Below are 16,292 nucleotides of genomic sequence, written 5' to 3'. Positions count from 1 at the left end.
AATGGCAGGAGGTGCGTACATCCTCGCGTTCGATCAGGGCACGACCAGCTCGCGAGCGTTGCTGTTCCACCGCGATGGCCATGTCGTGGCGACCGCGCAGAAGGAATTCCGTCAGATCTATCCGCATCCGGGGTGGGTCGAACACGATCCGCGCGACATCTGGGCGACGCAGGCCGGCGTCGCGGCGGAGGCGCTGACGCATGCCGGCGTCGGGGGGCGCGACATTGCGGCCATCGGCATCACGAACCAGCGTGAGACGACCCTGGTGTGGGATCGTCGCACGGGCGAGCCGGTGTACAACGCCATCGTTTGGCAGGACCGCCGCACGGCAGATTTCTGCGATGGGTTGCGCACACAGGGCAACGAAACGCTCGTCGCAAGCCGCACCGGGCTTCGTCTGGATGCTTATTTTTCGGGCAGCAAGATCCGCTGGATTCTCGATAACGTGGCCGGTGCGCGCGACGCCGCCAACGCCGGGCACCTGGCTTTCGGTACGGTCGATAGCTGGCTCGTGTGGCATCTGACCGGCGGCAAGTTGCATGTGACCGACGTCTCGAATGCGTCGCGCACGATGTTGTTCAATATCCACACGCTCGACTGGGACGATGACCTGCTCGCGCTGCTCGATGTGCCGCGCAGTCTGTTGCCTGAGGTGCGCTCGTCGAGCGAGGTGTACGGCCACACGGCCACGTCGCTCTTCTCCGTGCCGGTACCGATCGCGGGCATCGCAGGCGATCAGCAGGCGGCGCTCTTCGGGCAGATGTGTCTCTCGCCAGGCATGGTGAAGAACACGTACGGCACGGGCTGCTTCATGGTGATGAACACCGGCGACAAGCCGCAGGCGTCGCGCCACAACCTGCTCACGACGGTGGCCTGGAAGATCGGCGACCGAGTCGACTATGCGCTCGAAGGCAGCATTTTCATCGGGGGGGCGGTCGTGCAGTGGTTGCGCGACGGGTTGGGGATCATTCGGCATTCGCGCGACGTCGAGGCGCTCGCGACCAGCGTGCCCGACGCCGACGGCGTCGTGCTCGTGCCCGCGTTTGCCGGACTGGGCGCACCGCACTGGCAACCGCGTGCGCGCGGCACATTGTTCGGTGCGACGCGTGGCACGACGGCGGCGCATGTGGCCCGCGCCGCGCTCGACAGCATCGGATTTCAGACGCTCGATGTGCTGCGCGCCATGGAGGCCGACGCGGGGCTGCGCGTGTCGGAACTGCGTGTCGACGGCGGCGCGGCGGCCAACGATCTGCTGATGCAATGGCAAGCGGATTTGCTGGGCGCGGATGTGGTGCGCCCCAAGGTCATCGAGACGACGGCGGCCGGCGCCGCCTATCTCGCGGGGCTGGCTGTCGGCTTCTGGCCGGACATCGACACGTTGGCGCGCCAATGGGATTTGCAGCGACGCTTTTCCCGCAAGTTGTCGGAGCACGACGTCAGCCGTGCCGTCAGTGGCTGGCAACGCGCCGTGCGCGCGGCGAAGTTCTGGGCGGAAGACGGCGAGACCTCCTGACGAGGGCGGGTCTCAGCGCAATGCCCGCCCAGGGGCAACGTGGCGGCGGTCCCCGGCGGCGTCGTGCCGCCGATGGCGCCAGCTCGCGCACCGCTCACGCGGATGACGGCGGGCCGACTTGGCCGGACTCGCAGGCGCGAGCGACCTGACGCAGGGACTTAGGGCGCAAGGCCCGGTGCGGCGCATTTGCATGATCCCCTCCCTGACGCATTCTCATCGTCTGAACCGAATCGATCCTCGGTGCAATCCGTCCGCGCTCGGGGCGCTCCCGGCGAGGGATAGGCATCGGGCGTGCCGGGGCCATGTGGCGTGCATGGCGTGATTCCCGAGGCGGTCGGCCCTGGCGATGAGGCTTCCTCGAGGGCGGACGGTTTGCCTCATGGATAATGCGAGAAGCATGCCAGTGGCGGCAACGCTTTGAATACAAAGAGAAGTTGATCGCTCGATGCGAGGTGCATGCCGTCGCCCGATGAAAAACGTTTCAGGAATGAACGGCAGGGCGGGGATGACGTGCTGAATGTTGCACCGGGCACGCGGATCCCCCTTCGGAAGACGCCGTGCGACACCGGTGACGGCAAATTAGGCAAGGCACTTGACACCCAATGCCGGTGGGCGTTTGCGCCGTCGGCGGGAGACTTATGCATAGGGTTATCAACAGTTGCTGTGGATATCCCGACCGATATCTTCCGACCGACGAAGGGATGCCGCGTCCGGCCCTGATTGAACGGCGATCGTCAGGCGGCGGGCTTCTGGCCGATGGTGAACGCGATCTCACCCACGCCGGCCACGCCGGCGCTGACCTTGTCGCCGGGCTCGAGCGGTCCGACGCCGGCGGGCGTGCCGGTGAAGATCAGGTCGCCGGCGGCAAGCTTCACGCTGCGCGAGATCTCGGCGATCAGATCGGGCACCGACCAGATCAGTTCGTTGAGATCGCCGGTCTGGCGGTGCTCGCCGTTCACGTCCAGCCACACGCGGCCTGCCTTCGGATGGCCAACCTCGGCCACGGCGTGCAGCGGGCCGCACGGTGCCGACGCATCGAACGCCTTGCCCCAATCCCAGGGGCGGCGCGTGTCCTTGGCTTGCTGTTGCAGGTCGCGACGCGTCAGGTCGACGCCTACGCCATAACCCCACACCAGCGACAGCGCCTGGCTCGCATCGACGTTCTCGCCGTCGCCGCCGATGGCGACCACCAGTTCGATCTCGTGATGCAGCTCGCTCGTGAGCGGCGGGTAAGGCAGCGTGCCGTCAGCAGCCACGACGGCGTCGGCCGGCTTCATGAAGAAGAACGGCGGCTCGCGATCCGGATTGCTGCCCATCTCGCGCGCGTGCGCGGCGTAGTTGCGGCCGACGCAGAACACGCGGCGCACAGGGAAACGGGCATCGCTGCCTGCCACGGCGACCGACGCCTGGGGCGGCGCCGAAATAACGAATTGGCTCATCGGAAGATTCTCGGCTGATACGAAACAATGACGGAAAAAGCACAGGCGCCGACACGAGACGGCGCCTGGACTGCCGTCGCGCCCATCCGCGCGAACGACGGCATAGCAAATTTACTTGGCGAAGACCTGCGACATATCCGCGAACGCCTTGAACTCCAGCGCGTTGCCGGCCGGGTCATAGAAGAAAAGCGTCGCCTGCTCGCCCACCTGCCCGGCAAAACGAATATGCGGCTCGATCACAAAGCGAGTGCCCGCGGCACGCAGGCGATCGGCCAGCGCGTGCCATGCCGGCATGTCAAGGATAACGCCGAAATGCGGGACGGGAACATCGTCGCCGTCGACCGGATTCGTGACGCGCTTGCCGGCGTCGTCCGGCGCGAGGTGGGCGACCAGTTGGTGACCGAAGAAGTCGAAGTCGATCCAGTGATCCGAGCTGCGACCTTCGGCGCAGCCCATCACGTCGCCGTAGAAGCGGCGGGCCGCCTCGAGGTCGTCGACAGGGAAGGCGAGGTGAAAGAGCGGTGTTGCCATACGGAACTCCAATGCCATGTGAGCGTGAGCGAGCGCCGAATCCGGCGACGGTTTTGGGGAACGATTTTCCTGGGGCATCGACGGTGCGAACACCACCACCGATTTGCGGTAAATTCTATCCATCGATAAAAATAATCAAAAACGAATAATTCGGACGCTCAGCAATAAAATTTTCGATCCATGATCCGTTACCTGAAAACCTTCGTCACGGCAGCCGAAACCGCCTCGTTCTCGGCGGCGGGGGCGCGACTCGGACTGACCCAGTCGGCCGTGAGCGCGCAAATTCAGCGTCTGGAAGACGACCTTGGCGTGCAGCTCTTCGAGCGCACCGCGCGTGCTGTGTCCTTATCCGACGATGGCCGGCGTTTGCTCGCCCAGGCGCAGGGGGTGATTGCCGGCTATCAGGCGATGCGCGGCGAGGCCGGCGCGCACGGTGGACAAGCGGCCCTCGCGCCCATCCACGTCGGCGCGATCCTCACGGTACAGCTCGGCCTGCTGCCCGGCGCGATGGCGCGCTGGACGGCGCTCGGCGCGATGCCGCATCTGAACATCGTGCCAGGCATGTCGGTGCAGTTGCTCGCGCAACTCGACGCGAAGGAGCTCGATCTGGCGGTGATGATCCGGCCGCGCATCGGCGTGCCGGCCGATATGAAATGGCAGACCCTCATGCAGGAGCCCTATGTGGCGATTGCGCCCAAAGGCACTGGCGGGACGGTGGCAGACTGGGCGCAAGCCCTGCCGTTCGTGCGCTACAACCGGCGCTCGTACGGCGGCGACCTCGTCGAGCGTTACCTGCGACGGCACCGCCTCTGGGTGCGCGAAGGGGTTGAGCTCGACGAGCCCGAAGTCATCTTGCGCATGGTGCGTGCGCGGCTGGGATGGTCGATTCTGCCTGCGACGCTCATTGGCCTGCCGGTCGGCGGCAACGCGACGTCGAAGCCCGCCAAGGGCGGCGCGACGGGCGTTCAGGTCCTGCCGCTCAGCGGTGCGCCGCTCACGCGCGAGCTGGGCGTGCTGGTACGCCAGTCGGCACTCGCACGCGCACCGGTCGCGACACTGATGACGTGTCTTGCCGACGAGGCGAAGTCGCGCGGTTAGGGCGCGATTAAGGCGCAATTGAGGCGCGATTAAGGCGCGGTGGAGGTGCGGATGGCGCCCGGATGGGAAGCATTAGGGTGCGTTAGGGTGCGGTTAGGGTGCGGTTAGGGCGTCCCTATGGCGCCGCGTGGGCGCTGGACGGCTCGGCCGTCGCGCCGCCCAACGCTTGCCACAACGCGGCCGTGTCCGTCAGACGAACCCCTTGGGCATCGAGCCGGGCGCGCGTGGCATCGAGCGCCTGGCGTTGCACGTCGAGCCACGCGAGATGACTGATGCCGCCTGCCCGATAGCGTTCGCTCGCGATCCGCAGAGCCGTTTCCGCTCGCCGGGCTGCCTCGGCGCGCGCGGCCAGGGTGTCAGCATCGGACGCCAGCGCGCGCATGGCATCGGCGACCTGCGCGAGGCCAAGCAGAACGGTGTCCTGGTACGACGCCAGCGCGGCGTCGTAGGCCGCGATGGCCGAGCGCCGTTGCGCGTGCAACTCGCCGCCGCGAAAGAGCGGTTGCAGCAGGTTCATCCCGAGGTTCCAGATATTGAGGCCATCGCCAAGATCGGCCAGTCGCATGCGTTGCGTGCCGAAACTGCCGGAGAGCGCGAACTGCGGGTAGAGGTTCGCGGTGGCGACGCCGACGTCGGCACTCGCTTTGTGCAGCAACGCCTGCGCGGCGCGGATATCCGGGCGGCGCCGGGCCAGTGTCGACGGCAGCGAGACGGGCACCGCCTGCGGCAATTGCAGGGTATCGAGGTCGATGACGGGCGACGCGAACGTGCCCGGTGCCTGACCGGTCAAGCGAGCCAACTGGTGATCGTATTGGGTGATCTGCGTACGCAATGCCGGCAACTGGGCTTCGGTCTGGGCGACGAGGGCGGCCTGATTCTCGACGTCGAGCGCGGCTACGCCCCCGACGCGCTCGCGTGTGCGCGTGATATCGAGCTTCGCGCGCTGTGCCGTCGCGATACCTTCGAGCGCCGAGAGTTGCGCCCGGGCGCTGGCCTGGCGCAGGGCGGCCGTCACCACGTTGCCCGCGAGCGTGAGCCTGGCGGCGTCCAGCATGAAGCGTTGATAGTCGATCTGGGCGGCGAGCCCTTCCAGTGCGCGGCGATTGGCGCCGAACACGTCGAGCGTGTACGACACGTCGACGCTGGCGTTGTACAAGGTGAAGGGCCCGGGGCTCGGCAGGCTGGTAATGCCGAACGACGCCGGATCGACTCGTTCGCGCGTGCCGGAAAGCTTCAGGTTCGCCGATGGCAGCGAGCGCACGCCGGCTTGGGCACGAAAGTCCTCCTGCGCCTGACGCAGTTTCGCCTCGGCCTGGTGCAGCGTCGGACTGTCGGCCAGCGCCTGGGCGACGAGGGCGTCGAGCGCGGGCGAGCCGAAGCGGGTCCACCAGGCGGGCGGCACATCCTCACCGACGACGAAGGTCTGCGCGGCCCCCTGAGCGCCTGAGGTCCCGGCGGTCGTCGACGGTTGGCTTCCCGTCGTGTACTGCGCCACATGCGTGGCGTCGGGCGTGCGCCAGTCGGGGCCAGCCGCACAGGCGGCGAGCGTCGCGCTCAGCCCGAGCGCCAGCCACCGCGACCCGCAGCCGCAGGAGCGATGACGATGCGCACGATGGACAAGTCGCATGATGGTCTCAGTCGAGGGTGCGCTTGTAGAACTTCACGGCCACCATCATGAGAATGGCCGAGAAGGCCAGCAGCGGCCACAGGTCGTGCCACGCATCGCCCCAGCCGTTGCCCTTGAGCAGAATGCCGCGAATGAGGCGGTTGAAATAGGTCAGCGGCAGCAGGTTGCCGATGGCCTGCGCCCACGCGGGCATGCCGCCGAAAGGAAACATGAAGCCCGAGAGCAGCATGCTCGGGAGAAAGTAGAAGACGGTGAGCTGCATGGCCTGCAACTGGTTCTGCGCAAACGACGACAGCGCGATACCGACGATCAGGTTGGCGGCGATGAACACCAGCGCGGCGAGATAGATCGCGACAACGCTGCCCTCGAACGGCACATGAAAGACGAAGCGCGCGGCGATCAGAATAATGGTCGCCTGAAGCAACCCGATGGCCACGTAAGGCACGATCTTGCCGGCCATCACTTCGATGGGCAGGACCGGCGTGGCGAGCAGATTCTCCATCGTACCGCGCTCGCGTTCGCGCACGATGGCGATACCGGTCATCATCGCGAGCGTCATCGTCAGAATGACACCCATCAGACCGGGGATGATGTTGTATTGCGTGATGCCCTCCGCGTTGTACAGACGGTGCACCTCCACGTCGAACGCTCCTTGCCCGCCGGCCAGATGGGCCAGCGGTCCCGTCAGGTCCTTTTGCGCCACGGACTGCGCGATGGCAGGCAAGGCGCCGAGCGCCGAGGCCATTGCCATCGGGTCGGTCGCATCCGCCTCGATAAGCACCGCGGGGCGCTCGCCGCGCAGCAGGCGCCGAGTGAAGTCGGCGGGAATGTTCAGCACGAACTGTGCGCGCCCTTGTGCGAGGGCGGCACGTCCGGCCGCTTCGCTGGTCAAGGTCTCGGTAAAGCGGAAGTATCCCGAATGCTCCATCGCGGCCATGAGGCTGCGTGTGAACTCGCTGTTGTCGGCGACGATTGCCGCCGTCGGCATGTGCTTGGGATCGGAGTTGATGGCGAACCCGAAGAGCGCCAGTTGCACCAGCGGCACACCCACGATCATCGCGAACGTCACGCGGTCGCGGCGCAGTTGCAGGAACTCCTTGCACACGATGCTCCACCATCGGGCGATGGAGAACCCGAGCGGCGCGTTCATGCCGGGTCTCCGAAGTTGTCCTTTGCGTGGCTCATCAGGTAGATGAACACGTCCTCCAGGCTCGTGTCGATGGGCGCGACGCGCAGCCCGCGAGTGGCGGCCAGCGAGTGCAGCAGCCTGCCCAGGGCGTCGGCATCCTGTCCGCTTACGTGCAGCGCGTCGCCGAATGCGACCGTTTGTGCCACGGCCGGTTGTGCACGCAGTTCGCGCGCCAGATCGATGAGATTGTCGCCGTGCACCCGCCACGTCGACAGATGCTGGCGATCGGTGACCTCGGCGGCCGTACCTTGCGCGAGCAGTTCGCCATACGAAATGTAGGCGAGCTTGTGGCAGCGCTCCGCCTCGTCCATGTAATGGGTGCTCACGAGGACCGAAATGCCGCGTGCAGCCAGCGCGTGCAGTTCCTCCCAGAAGTCGCGGCGGGCGGTCGGGTCGACGCCGGCGGTCGGTTCGTCGAGCAGCAGCACCTGCGGCTCGTGCAGCATGCACGCCGCGAGCGCAAGGCGCTGCTTCCAGCCGCCGGAGAGCGATCCGGTCAGTTGTTTCGCGCGGCCCGTCAGGCCGAGCCGCTCGATGGCCCGCTCGACGGCGTCGCGCCGGTTCGGCATGCCATACACGCGCGCCACGAAGTCGAGGTTCTCGCGAATCGTCAGGTCTTCCCAGTAGGAGAAGCGTTGCGTCATGTAGCCCACATGACGCTTGATCTGTGCACTCTCGCGCACGATGTCAAAACCCAGGCACGTGCCGCTGCCCGAGTCGGGGGTGAGCAAGCCGCACATCATGCGGATGCAGGTCGTCTTGCCGCTGCCGTTCGGTCCGAGAAAGCCGAATATCTCGCCGCGCTGCACTTGCAGCGACACGTCTCTCACGACGTGCTTGTCGCCAAAGTGTTTGTTCAGCCCCTTCACGTCGATGGCGAGATGCGCATCGCCCCCCCGTGGGGCGGCGCTCTCGCGCGGGCGCGCATCGCGGCCGTTCATGGGCGCGTCACCTGAACCGGCTGGCCCGGATTGAGTTTGACGGCATCGTCGGTCGCGGGATGGGCTTCGATCAGGTACACGAGCTTGTCGCGCGTGTCGTTGCTGTAGATGACGGGCGGCGTGTATTCGGCCTGATGAGCGACGTACGTGATATGGGCTGACACCCCCGCGCCGCATCGGTCGCAGGCGATATGCACGGTCTGTCCGGTGCGCAGACGGCCCAGGTCGGCCTCGGGCACGAAGAATCGCACCTTGATATTGCCCGGCGGGAGCAACTGCACGACGGGGTTGCCCGCCGGTACCCATTCGCCAACGCGGTACATCGTGTCGTACACGCGCCCCGCCGCGCTCGCGACCGGATGCTTCTGCGCGAGCTGCCAGTCGGCCTGTGCGAGCGATGCGCGTGCTACGGCCACCTGAGCGGCTTGCGCCTGCCGTTGCGCGTCGCGGCCCGGCAGTCGCGCCACCGCCAGACTGCTCTGCAGCTCCTGCACGCGGGCGGCGCTGCTGCGGGCGTCGGCGCGGCTGGCGTCGAGCTGCTCGCGTGCAATCCCCCCGGCGGCGTATTGCGCCTGATCGCGGTCGAACTGGGCAAGCGACCTGTCGCGCACGGCGACGGCTTGCTTGAGTTGGGCGGTGGCCACGGCGATCTCGTCGGGGCGCTTGCCGGTGTCGAGATCGCGCAACTGCGCTTCGGCACTGGCGAGCGTCTCGCGCGCATGGGCCTGTGCGGCCAGCTCGAACGTGGATTCCAGATCGAAGAGGGCGTCGCCCGCCTTGACCTGCTGGCCGCGGGTCACCGACAGCGTTGTCAGCGTCCCGGCCTGCGACGAGGCGACATAGACGAACTCGCCCTCCACATAGCCTTGCCACGGCCGGGGACCGTGGTCGCCGCAGCCGGCCAGCCAGGCCAGGGCGGCAAGGGTCATCGCGTTAGTGCACATGCGGGGGCTTGCCGGCATGACGCGCCTCGTGCGTAGCGGTTGTTCGCTGCCACCTTAGCGCAAAAGCAGGGCAACCGGCAATCCGGCGCCATGCGCATGCAGGGACTCTCTGCTATTGTGCGCACATGTCCGGCGGCGCACGGGGCGCGCCAGCTTTCACGGCGCAGCGCACCGGACCTCATGCAAGGAGCTTGATTGATATGTCTCACGACACGTTCGACGAAAACGACTGGAAGCGATTCCTCAAACACATCGGCGAAGATCCGAACCGCCCCGGTCTGCACGAAACCCCGTCCCGGGTGCAAAAGGCGTGGCGTCAATGGACGGCCGGCTACGGGCAGGACCCGGCCGAAGTGCTCAAGGTCTTCGAAGACGGTGCCGAGCAATACAATGAACTGATCGTCGTGCGCGGAATTCCCGTCTACAGCCATTGCGAGCATCACCTCGCGCCGTTCTTCGGCAAGGCGACCATCGGCTATCTGCCCAACGGCAAGATCGTCGGATTGTCGAAACTCACGCGTCTGGTCGACTGTTTTGCGCGCCGCCTGCAAGTGCAGGAGCGTTTGACGACGCAGGTCGCCGAGGCACTGATGACGCATCTGCAACCGAAGGCGGTGGGCGTGGTGGTGTCATGCCGTCACATGTGCATGGAGAGCCGCGGCATCCGCACGGCAGGGGAAGAGACGGTGACGTCGGCCATGCTCGGCGAGTTGCAGCCGAATCTGGCATTGCGCACGGAGTTTCTCGCGCTCGCGCGAGACAAATAGTCGCCGCGAGGGTGGCAAGCGACAAGCGCTGGCGGGGTGTCCCGCCAGCGCTTTTTCGTTATTGACGGCCAGCGCTTACCGGCCGTAGCGCGCCACGACGGTCGAGCCGTTCAACGTGTGACCGGCCAGCGCGGCCGTCAGTCCGTTGGCGTCGAGCCCCGCCGGCAAACGACCCGGCGCCAGATCGGTGGCCGTCACCGTGATGATGTAGTGATGCGGCGAATCGCCGACCGGCGGACAGGCGCCGAGATAGGCCATCTCACCCCGAATGTTCTTGCCGAGCGTGACGTATTCGCTCGCGTTGTTGCCCGCCCCGGCGGCCAGCGACGAGACCGTCGCCGGAATGTTGTAAGCGAGCCAGTGCACCACGCCGCCGCCCTTCGCCCCGTCGGGATCCTTCATCGTAATGACCAGGCTGCGGGTCGCTTGCGGCAGATGTTCCCACGCGAGTGGCGGGCTCACGTTCTTGCCGCCGCACTCGCCGAGCCCGGCATGCATCGCCGGCAGCACACCGCCGTCGGCGAACGCGCTCGACGATACGCTCATGCCTTCGGCATGCGCCACCCCGGCGCCTGTGGCGAGGGTTATGGCCGCCGCCGCGCCGGCCATTCGCAAGGTTCGCATTCCCATCGGGGATGAAAGCCGATTCATAAGCACGCCTCCTATTTGGCCGATGCAATGATGAGCTTGAATGGTAGTGCAAGCAGGGCGGTGCCGGCCACACCGGCACACCAGAGCGCGACGAACCATCCCCAGCGGGTCAGCCGCGCCTGCCAGGGGCGAGCGACGATGGCCCGCTCGCGCTGCCGGCGCACGGCGGGGCGCACGAGATCAGTGATAGTGCGCATCTTGTGGCACCTTGCCGCGAAACACCCAGTACGCCAGCATCGTGTAGGCGAGGATCACCGGAATGATGAAGGCGGCGCCCCATAGCGTGAATGACAGGCTCGACGGCGGGGCGGACGCGTCCCAGAGCGTGACGCCCGGCAAAATCGCGTACGGATACGCGCTGATGAGCAGACCGCTGTAGCCGAGAAACACGAGCCCGATGGCAAGCCAGAACGGTGTGGCATCGTGCGCGCGGCGCAGCACCCGGCGCATGATGAGCGTGGTGCCCGCCACGAGGAACGGTACCGGCAGGCAGCGCCAGAACCACTGGTCGGCGAACCAGCGCTCGGCCACCAGCGGCACGCGCAACGGCGTCCACAGCGACACGACGGCCATCGTCGCCACGAGCGCCAGCGTCAGCGGCCAGGCGAGCACTCGCAGACGGCGCTGCAAATCGCCCTCGGTCTTGCCGATCAGCCAGCACGCGCCGAGCAGCGCGTACGTCACGAGCAATCCCAATCCCGTAAACAGATTGAAGGCGGTCACCCACGCGAACGCGTCGCCCGAGAACTGACCGTTCTCCACCGGAATGCCCGACAGATAAGCGCCGAGCGTGACTCCCTGAAAGAACGTCGCGCCGGCCGAGCCACCGATGAACGCGAGATCCCACCACGACCGGGTGCGATGCGACTTGCCGCGAATCTCGAACGCCACGCCGCGGAAGATCAGGCACACGAGCATGAGCACGAGCGGCAGATACAGCGCCGAGAGCAGCACCGAATACACCATCGGGAACGCCGCGAGCAGTCCGGCGCCACCGAGCACGAGCCATGTCTCGTTGCCGTCCCAGACCGGGGCGACGGAGTGCATCATCGTGTCGCGCTCGCGCGCGTCGGGGAAGAACGGGAAGAGAATGCCGATGCCGAGGTCGAAGCCGTCGAGCACCACGTAGAGAAACAGACCGAGCGCGATGATGGCGGCCCATGCCAAGGTCAGATCCATGAGAAATCTCGTAAAGGTCGATGTCGTGAAGCGTGTCGATCAGCTTGCGTGCGCGCTGTCGGTGTCCATGCGTCCGGACAGGCCGGACAGGGCGGGGGCGGCGTGCGCGGCAACGTGCGGGTGCGGCGACGCGTGACGGCTGCCGGCGCGCGTCGATGGGCCGCCGCCGGGCAGCGCCGGACCGACGCGCAGCCACTTGAGCAGGTAATAGATGCCGGTGCCGAACACAAGGCAGTAAGCCAGCACGAGCACCAGCAGCGAGACCTGCACCTGCTGCGCGCTCACGGGCGACATCGCGTGCGCGGTGCGCATCACGCCGTAGACGACCCACGGCTGGCGTCCGGCTTCGGTCGTGACCCAACCCGCCAGCAAGGCGACGAAGCCGGTCGGCGAGAGGATCAGCATGACCCGGGCGAAGCGGCGCGACGTGAAGAGCGCGCCGCGACGGCGCAGCCACACGGCGGCCAGCGCGGCGGCGATCATCGCGAGGCCGAGGCCGACCATGACGCGAAAGCTCCAGAACACCAGCGGCACGTTGGGGCGCTCGTCCTTCGGGAATTCCTTCAGGCCGCGAATCTCGCCGTCCCAGCGATGCGTGAGGATTAGGCTGCCCAGATGCGGGACTTCGAGCGCATAGCGCGTGGTCTCGGCAGCCATGTCGGGCCAGCCGAACAGGTTGAGCGGCGTGCCGCCGGTCTTGGTTTCCCACAGCCCTTCGATGGCCGCGAGCTTGGCCGGTTGATACTCACGCGTGTTCAGGCCATGCAGATCGCCGACGAAGGCTTGCAGCGGCGCGAAGATCAGCAGCAACCACATCGCCATTGAAAACATGGTCTTGACGGCCGGATCGCGGCGCCCGCGCAGCAGGTGCCATGCGCCGGTGCCCGCAACGACGAGCGCGGCCACCACGAACGCCGCGATGCTCATGTGCGCCAGTCGATACGGGAACGATGGGTTGAAGATGACATCCCACCACGACAGCACGACCACACGGCCGTCGACAATCTCGACCCCTTGCGGCGTTTGCATCCAGCTATTCGACGCGAGAATCCAGAACGTCGAAATCAGCGTGCCGACGGCCACGCACAGGGTCGCGGCGAAATGCGCCCGTTCGCTAACGCGGTTCCAGCCGAACAGCATGATGCCGAGGAAGCCCGCTTCGAGAAAGAACGCGGTCATCACCTCGTAAGTGAGCAGCGGCCCGGTGACCGCGCCGGCGAAACTCGAAAAGCCCGACCAGTTGGTGCCGAACTGATAAGCCATCACCACGCCCGAAACGACGCCCATGCCGAAGCACACCGCGAAGGCCTTGGACCAGAAGCGGCACAGATCGAGATAGTGGGGCTGGCGCGTCTTGAGCCAGAGACCTTCCAGTACGGCGATGAAGCTCGCCAGGCCAATGGAGACGGCGGGGAAAACGATGTGAAACGAGACCGTGAACGCGAATTGCAGGCGCGCGAGGTCGAGAGCTTCCGGAACGGCAGTCATGTCGTGATCAATGTAGGCAAACCAACCCTGTCTATCGGGCGATCATCACTGCCGATCGCCCCTTGTTTGCCTGCATGGTAGGACGTGCTGCATCGCAGCACGCGTGACAAGACGTCACATGTGGCGCATTGACGCGGCATCGATCGCCGCGTCGACCTGCGCTAGTGGCCTGTTTTTTCGGGGATTCCCGTCTTCGGCGGGTGCGACCTCATGTCACACGCAGGCGGCGCTACGCGAGCAGGCTGGCGCCGATGTTGATCGACAGGCCGAGCACGGCGAGATTGAAGAAGAACGAAAGGATGGCTTGCGCGAGCGCGGTGCGTCGCATGCGGCGCGATGTCAGCGCGATGTCTGCGGTTTGGGAGGCGACGGCGATGGTGAACGAGAAATACAGGAAGTCCCAGTAATCCGGATCGCAGTCGCGGTCGGGCCAGGCCAGCGCGAAGGGCGACTCCGTATCGGTGAAGTACAGCCGCGCGTAATGCAGCGTGTAGATCGTGGGCACGAGAAACCAGCCGGCGATGAGCGTGGCGGCGGCGAACAGCACGTGCTCGGAGGCCTGATGCGGGGCGCCGGATTTGGCGCTCGCCAGCACGTGGACGATGGCGGCCACACTGGCGATGGCCGACAGGCTGACCACGCTGAGCACAATGGCCGCGCTCTGGTCTTCCTGCTCGGCAAAGCGCTCGATGCTGCGCTTGGGGGCCGTGACCATCATCGTCCAGATCATCACGAGATAGGACCAGGCCCCGACGTTCCAGCCGATCAGTGTGCGCGTCACCGCGCTGAATTCCCCTGTCACGACAAGCTGGACGAACAGTCCCGCAAGCACGCCAAGGGCGATGGCGATGAGCAGTCGTGGGTGAAAGCGCAGCAGATGCGGGAAAAGCTTGGTGTTCATGGCGGCAGTCTGGACGGTGACCGTGGGCGGATCGATTATCCCTCAGCGCGGCCGTTCCCCGGCGCATGTACGCGAATGATGCTGTCCGATGGGCGCGGGCACAGTTGTGGTGCGCCGCCGCATCGCGATGCGGCATCGTGCCCGTTGCGGTGTCATCGGCAGCACGAAGCGCACAACGCCGCGCGCCTGGCGGCACGATTTTTCTCGCGACATCGAAATCGAGGTTCGCCTTGTGCGACGGGGCTTTTCAGCGGGATGAGTCGCTTTGGATCGGCACATGGCACGCCAATTGCTTAGCAGTCGGTAAGGCCAACGGCGGCCGAGTGAAGACAAGCGAATTTTTTGCACCGCATGCATGACTGCGCGCGAGCGCGAACTTCGGGGCAACGGCGTCCCGAAGCCATAGGCCTGTTCACAGGCGTACGGCTTCGGGACGCTTTTTTTTTGGCATACGAACACGAGGGTATCCATGAGCACGCTCACGCAATCGTTGAAAAGTGGCAACTGGCGCGCGCTGGTTGCGTGTTTTCTTTACTTCGACACCGGTTTCACCGTCTGGGTGATGCTCGGCCCCCTGGCGCCGTTCATCAGCAAGGACATTGCGATGACGCCCGCGCAAACGGGCTTTCTCGTGGCGGTCCCGGTGCTGGGCGCGGCGATTCTGCGCGTCACGCTGGGCAATCTTTACCAGGCGTTCGATGGGCGCAAGATCGCCCTGATGGGCATCACGTTGTCGGCAATTCCGTCGATCGTGCTGCTGTTGATGCCGAGTGCGCCGTCCTACACGCTGCTGCTCGTGCTGGGTGTGTTCCTTGGCGTAGGTGGCGCGAGCTTCGCCGTGGCGTTGCCGATGGCGGGCAGCAACTATCCGCCCAAGGTGCAGGGGCTGGTGTTGGGTCTGGCTGCGGCGGGCAACATCGGCGCGGTGCTCGACGGCTTCATGTTCCCGGGGCTGGCCGAGCATTATGGCTGGACACGTGCGGCCGGTGCCGCGTTGCCGCTGCTCGGGCTCGCCGCGCTGGCGCTGGTGTTCTGGGCGAAGGATCGGGGCGTGAAGTCGGGCAGCGCACCGCGTGCGTTCACGAGCTTCTTCATCACGGTGTTCGGTCTCGTCGCCCTCGTGTTGTGCGTGCATGCCGGCGCGTTCGGCGAGGGCAAGGCCGGCGTGCTGTTGCTGCCGGTGCTGGGGGCGCTGCTGGCGATTGCCGTGCTGCCGCGTCACTACCGCGGCGTGCTCGGCGAGCGCGACACGTGGGTCATCATGCTGGTCTACAGCATCACGTTCGGTGGGTTTGTCGGCATGTCGTCGTACGTGACCACGCTGCTGATCTCGCTGTACAGCATGCCGCGCATCGAAGCGGGGCTGTTCATGTCGCTGCTCGCGTTCCTCGGCGCGTTGGTGCGTCCCATCGGCGGGATGGTCGCCGACCGGATCTCGGGCGTGCGTGCCCTGGTGATACTGCTCGCGGCGATTTCGGCCATCGACTTTGTCTTTGCCGCATGGATGCCCCCGCAGGGTGCCGGCATCACGCTGCTGGTGCTGATCTACTTGTGCTTCGGTCTGGGTAACGGCGCCACGTTCCAGCTCGTGCCGCAACGCTGGCAAGGCAAGACCGGCCTGATGTCGGGCATTATCGGTGCGGCCGGCGGCATCGGCGGCTTCTATCTGCCGGTCATCATGGGCATCGCCAAGGAGTCGACGGGCAGCTACCAGATGGGCTTTGCCACCTTCGGCGCACTGGCTGGCCTGGCGTTCTTGCTGGTCGTCGCGCTGCGCACGCGCTGGATGTCGTGGGCACTGCCCACGGAGATCGCCGGTGGTGCGGTCCTCGCGGGCAGCGTCGCGCACGTCGAATAAGCGACGCGCAACCCCGCACTCGCGGCCCGTCGTTGCTCCGGCACGGCGGGCCGTTTGATTTTCCGGCAATACTTCGCGCTTGGCGTCTCGATCCAGACAGGCCGGTGCGTTATCCTATCCACCGGCTCGGGTTGCCGGATGGCACCGCTTTAGTGCGCCAGACGTA

15 protein-coding genes are annotated in these 16,292 nt (G+C 66.1%); 4 read left to right on the top strand and 11 right to left on the bottom strand.

The features are described 5' to 3' along the window. Position 1: 1 nt before the first annotated feature. Positions 2-1,513 carry a glycerol kinase GlpK gene (gene glpK, locus PEP31012_RS10600; protein ID WP_150589291.1) on the top strand — a complete coding sequence of 504 codons (1,512 nt, stop codon included), beginning with the start codon at positions 2-4 and terminating at the stop codon, positions 1,511-1,513. Between the two features lie 734 nt (positions 1,514-2,247). On the opposite strand, the gene PEP31012_RS10595 is transcribed toward glpK, so the two are convergent. Together PEP31012_RS10595 and PEP31012_RS10590 are read right to left on the bottom strand one after the other, a co-directional pair. Continuing rightward, complete coding sequence (locus PEP31012_RS10595; protein WP_150589290.1) at positions 2,248-2,952, bottom strand: fumarylacetoacetate hydrolase family protein; 705 nt, start codon at positions 2,950-2,952, stop codon at positions 2,248-2,250. A gap of 111 nt (positions 2,953-3,063) precedes the next feature. Next, the gene (locus tag PEP31012_RS10590; RefSeq protein WP_150589289.1) at positions 3,064-3,483 is read right to left on the bottom strand and encodes a VOC family protein; all 420 of its coding nucleotides are present in this window, start codon (positions 3,481-3,483) and stop codon (positions 3,064-3,066) included. Between the two features lie 180 nt (positions 3,484-3,663). Here PEP31012_RS10590 and PEP31012_RS10585 point away from each other — a divergent pair, with 180 nt between their 5' ends. Further along, a complete protein-coding gene (locus tag PEP31012_RS10585; protein WP_150589288.1) occupies positions 3,664-4,581 on the top strand; it encodes a LysR family transcriptional regulator in 918 nt (305 codons plus the stop codon). A gap of 115 nt (positions 4,582-4,696) precedes the next feature. Here PEP31012_RS10585 and PEP31012_RS10580 read toward each other — a convergent pair whose 3' ends face one another. The 4 genes from PEP31012_RS10580 to PEP31012_RS10565 are packed head-to-tail and all read right to left on the bottom strand — an operon-like array spanning position 4,697 to position 9,267. Beyond that, positions 4,697-6,208 (bottom strand): efflux transporter outer membrane subunit, encoded by a 1,512-nt coding sequence (locus PEP31012_RS10580; protein WP_150589287.1) that lies wholly within the window; start codon positions 6,206-6,208, stop codon positions 4,697-4,699. 7 nt (positions 6,209-6,215) lie between these two features. After that, complete coding sequence (locus PEP31012_RS10575) at positions 6,216-7,358, bottom strand: ABC transporter permease (RefSeq protein WP_150589286.1); 1,143 nt, start codon at positions 7,356-7,358, stop codon at positions 6,216-6,218. Further along, complete coding sequence (locus tag PEP31012_RS10570; RefSeq protein WP_150589285.1) at positions 7,355-8,338, bottom strand: ABC transporter ATP-binding protein; 984 nt, start codon at positions 8,336-8,338, stop codon at positions 7,355-7,357. The genes PEP31012_RS10575 and PEP31012_RS10570 overlap by 4 nt, the downstream gene beginning before the upstream one ends. Next, a complete protein-coding gene (locus PEP31012_RS10565) occupies positions 8,335-9,267 on the bottom strand; it encodes an HlyD family secretion protein (protein ID WP_246171229.1) in 933 nt (310 codons plus the stop codon). The genes PEP31012_RS10570 and PEP31012_RS10565 overlap by 4 nt, the downstream gene beginning before the upstream one ends. Positions 9,268-9,482: 215 nt before the next feature. Here PEP31012_RS10565 and folE point away from each other — a divergent pair, with 215 nt between their 5' ends. Next, positions 9,483-10,049: a GTP cyclohydrolase I FolE gene (gene folE, locus PEP31012_RS10560; RefSeq protein ID WP_150589283.1), complete on the top strand. Its 567-nt coding sequence runs from the start codon at positions 9,483-9,485 to the stop codon at positions 10,047-10,049. A 75-nt stretch (positions 10,050-10,124) separates the two neighbouring features. On the opposite strand, the gene PEP31012_RS10555 is transcribed toward folE, so the two are convergent. The 5 genes from PEP31012_RS10555 to PEP31012_RS10535 form a co-directional block, all read right to left on the bottom strand. Then, positions 10,125-10,673 carry a YbhB/YbcL family Raf kinase inhibitor-like protein gene (locus PEP31012_RS10555; protein WP_246171228.1) on the bottom strand — a complete coding sequence of 183 codons (549 nt, stop codon included), beginning with the start codon at positions 10,671-10,673 and terminating at the stop codon, positions 10,125-10,127. Positions 10,674-10,711: 38 nt separating this feature from the next. Continuing rightward, positions 10,712-10,897, bottom strand: coding sequence for a hypothetical protein (locus PEP31012_RS10550; protein WP_150589282.1), 186 nt, complete (start codon positions 10,895-10,897; stop codon positions 10,712-10,714). Beyond that, entirely contained in the window at positions 10,881-11,879 is a 999-nt protein-coding gene (gene cydB, locus PEP31012_RS10545) for a cytochrome d ubiquinol oxidase subunit II (protein WP_150589281.1), read from the bottom strand. Before cydB ends, PEP31012_RS10550 begins: the two co-directional genes overlap by 17 nt. A 39-nt stretch (positions 11,880-11,918) precedes the next feature. Next, positions 11,919-13,367 (bottom strand): cytochrome ubiquinol oxidase subunit I, encoded by a 1,449-nt coding sequence (locus PEP31012_RS10540; RefSeq protein WP_150589280.1) that lies wholly within the window; start codon positions 13,365-13,367, stop codon positions 11,919-11,921. Positions 13,368-13,596: 229 nt separating this feature from the next. Beyond that, a complete protein-coding gene (locus tag PEP31012_RS10535; RefSeq protein ID WP_150589279.1) occupies positions 13,597-14,268 on the bottom strand; it encodes a DUF1345 domain-containing protein in 672 nt (223 codons plus the stop codon). Between the two features lie 469 nt (positions 14,269-14,737). Between PEP31012_RS10535 and PEP31012_RS10530 the strand changes: the two genes are divergently transcribed. Then, entirely contained in the window at positions 14,738-16,126 is a 1,389-nt protein-coding gene (locus PEP31012_RS10530) for an MFS transporter (protein ID WP_150589278.1), read from the top strand. The last annotated feature ends 166 nt before the right edge of the window (positions 16,127-16,292 follow it).

This window comes from Pandoraea eparura (assembly GCF_902459725.1).
In the GTDB taxonomy this organism is placed as follows: domain Bacteria; phylum Pseudomonadota; class Gammaproteobacteria; order Burkholderiales; family Burkholderiaceae; genus Pandoraea; species Pandoraea eparura.
Note: the sequence above shows the minus strand (reverse complement) of the source record. Positions and strands in the feature narration are given on the sequence as shown.

Coding starts and splice junctions, on each gene's coding strand:
- glpK (WP_150589291.1), top strand. CDS start 2: ATGGCAGGAGGTGCGTACATCCTCGCGTTCGATCAGGGCACGACCAGC.
- PEP31012_RS10595 (WP_150589290.1), bottom strand. CDS start 2,952: ATGAGCCAATTCGTTATTTCGGCGCCGCCCCAGGCGTCGGTCGCCGTG.
- PEP31012_RS10590 (WP_150589289.1), bottom strand. CDS start 3,483: ATGGCAACACCGCTCTTTCACCTCGCCTTCCCTGTCGACGACCTCGAG.
- PEP31012_RS10585 (WP_150589288.1), top strand. CDS start 3,664: ATGATCCGTTACCTGAAAACCTTCGTCACGGCAGCCGAAACCGCCTCG.
- PEP31012_RS10580 (WP_150589287.1), bottom strand. CDS start 6,208: ATGCGACTTGTCCATCGTGCGCATCGTCATCGCTCCTGCGGCTGCGGG.
- PEP31012_RS10575 (WP_150589286.1), bottom strand. CDS start 7,358: ATGAACGCGCCGCTCGGGTTCTCCATCGCCCGATGGTGGAGCATCGTG.
- PEP31012_RS10570 (WP_150589285.1), bottom strand. CDS start 8,338: ATGAACGGCCGCGATGCGCGCCCGCGCGAGAGCGCCGCCCCACGGGGG.
- PEP31012_RS10565 (WP_246171229.1), bottom strand. CDS start 9,267: ATGACCCTTGCCGCCCTGGCCTGGCTGGCCGGCTGCGGCGACCACGGT.
- folE (WP_150589283.1), top strand. CDS start 9,483: ATGTCTCACGACACGTTCGACGAAAACGACTGGAAGCGATTCCTCAAA.
- PEP31012_RS10555 (WP_246171228.1), bottom strand. CDS start 10,673: ATGCGAACCTTGCGAATGGCCGGCGCGGCGGCGGCCATAACCCTCGCC.
- PEP31012_RS10550 (WP_150589282.1), bottom strand. CDS start 10,897: ATGCGCACTATCACTGATCTCGTGCGCCCCGCCGTGCGCCGGCAGCGC.
- cydB (WP_150589281.1), bottom strand. CDS start 11,879: ATGGATCTGACCTTGGCATGGGCCGCCATCATCGCGCTCGGTCTGTTT.
- PEP31012_RS10540 (WP_150589280.1), bottom strand. CDS start 13,367: ATGACTGCCGTTCCGGAAGCTCTCGACCTCGCGCGCCTGCAATTCGCG.
- PEP31012_RS10535 (WP_150589279.1), bottom strand. CDS start 14,268: ATGAACACCAAGCTTTTCCCGCATCTGCTGCGCTTTCACCCACGACTG.
- PEP31012_RS10530 (WP_150589278.1), top strand. CDS start 14,738: ATGAGCACGCTCACGCAATCGTTGAAAAGTGGCAACTGGCGCGCGCTG.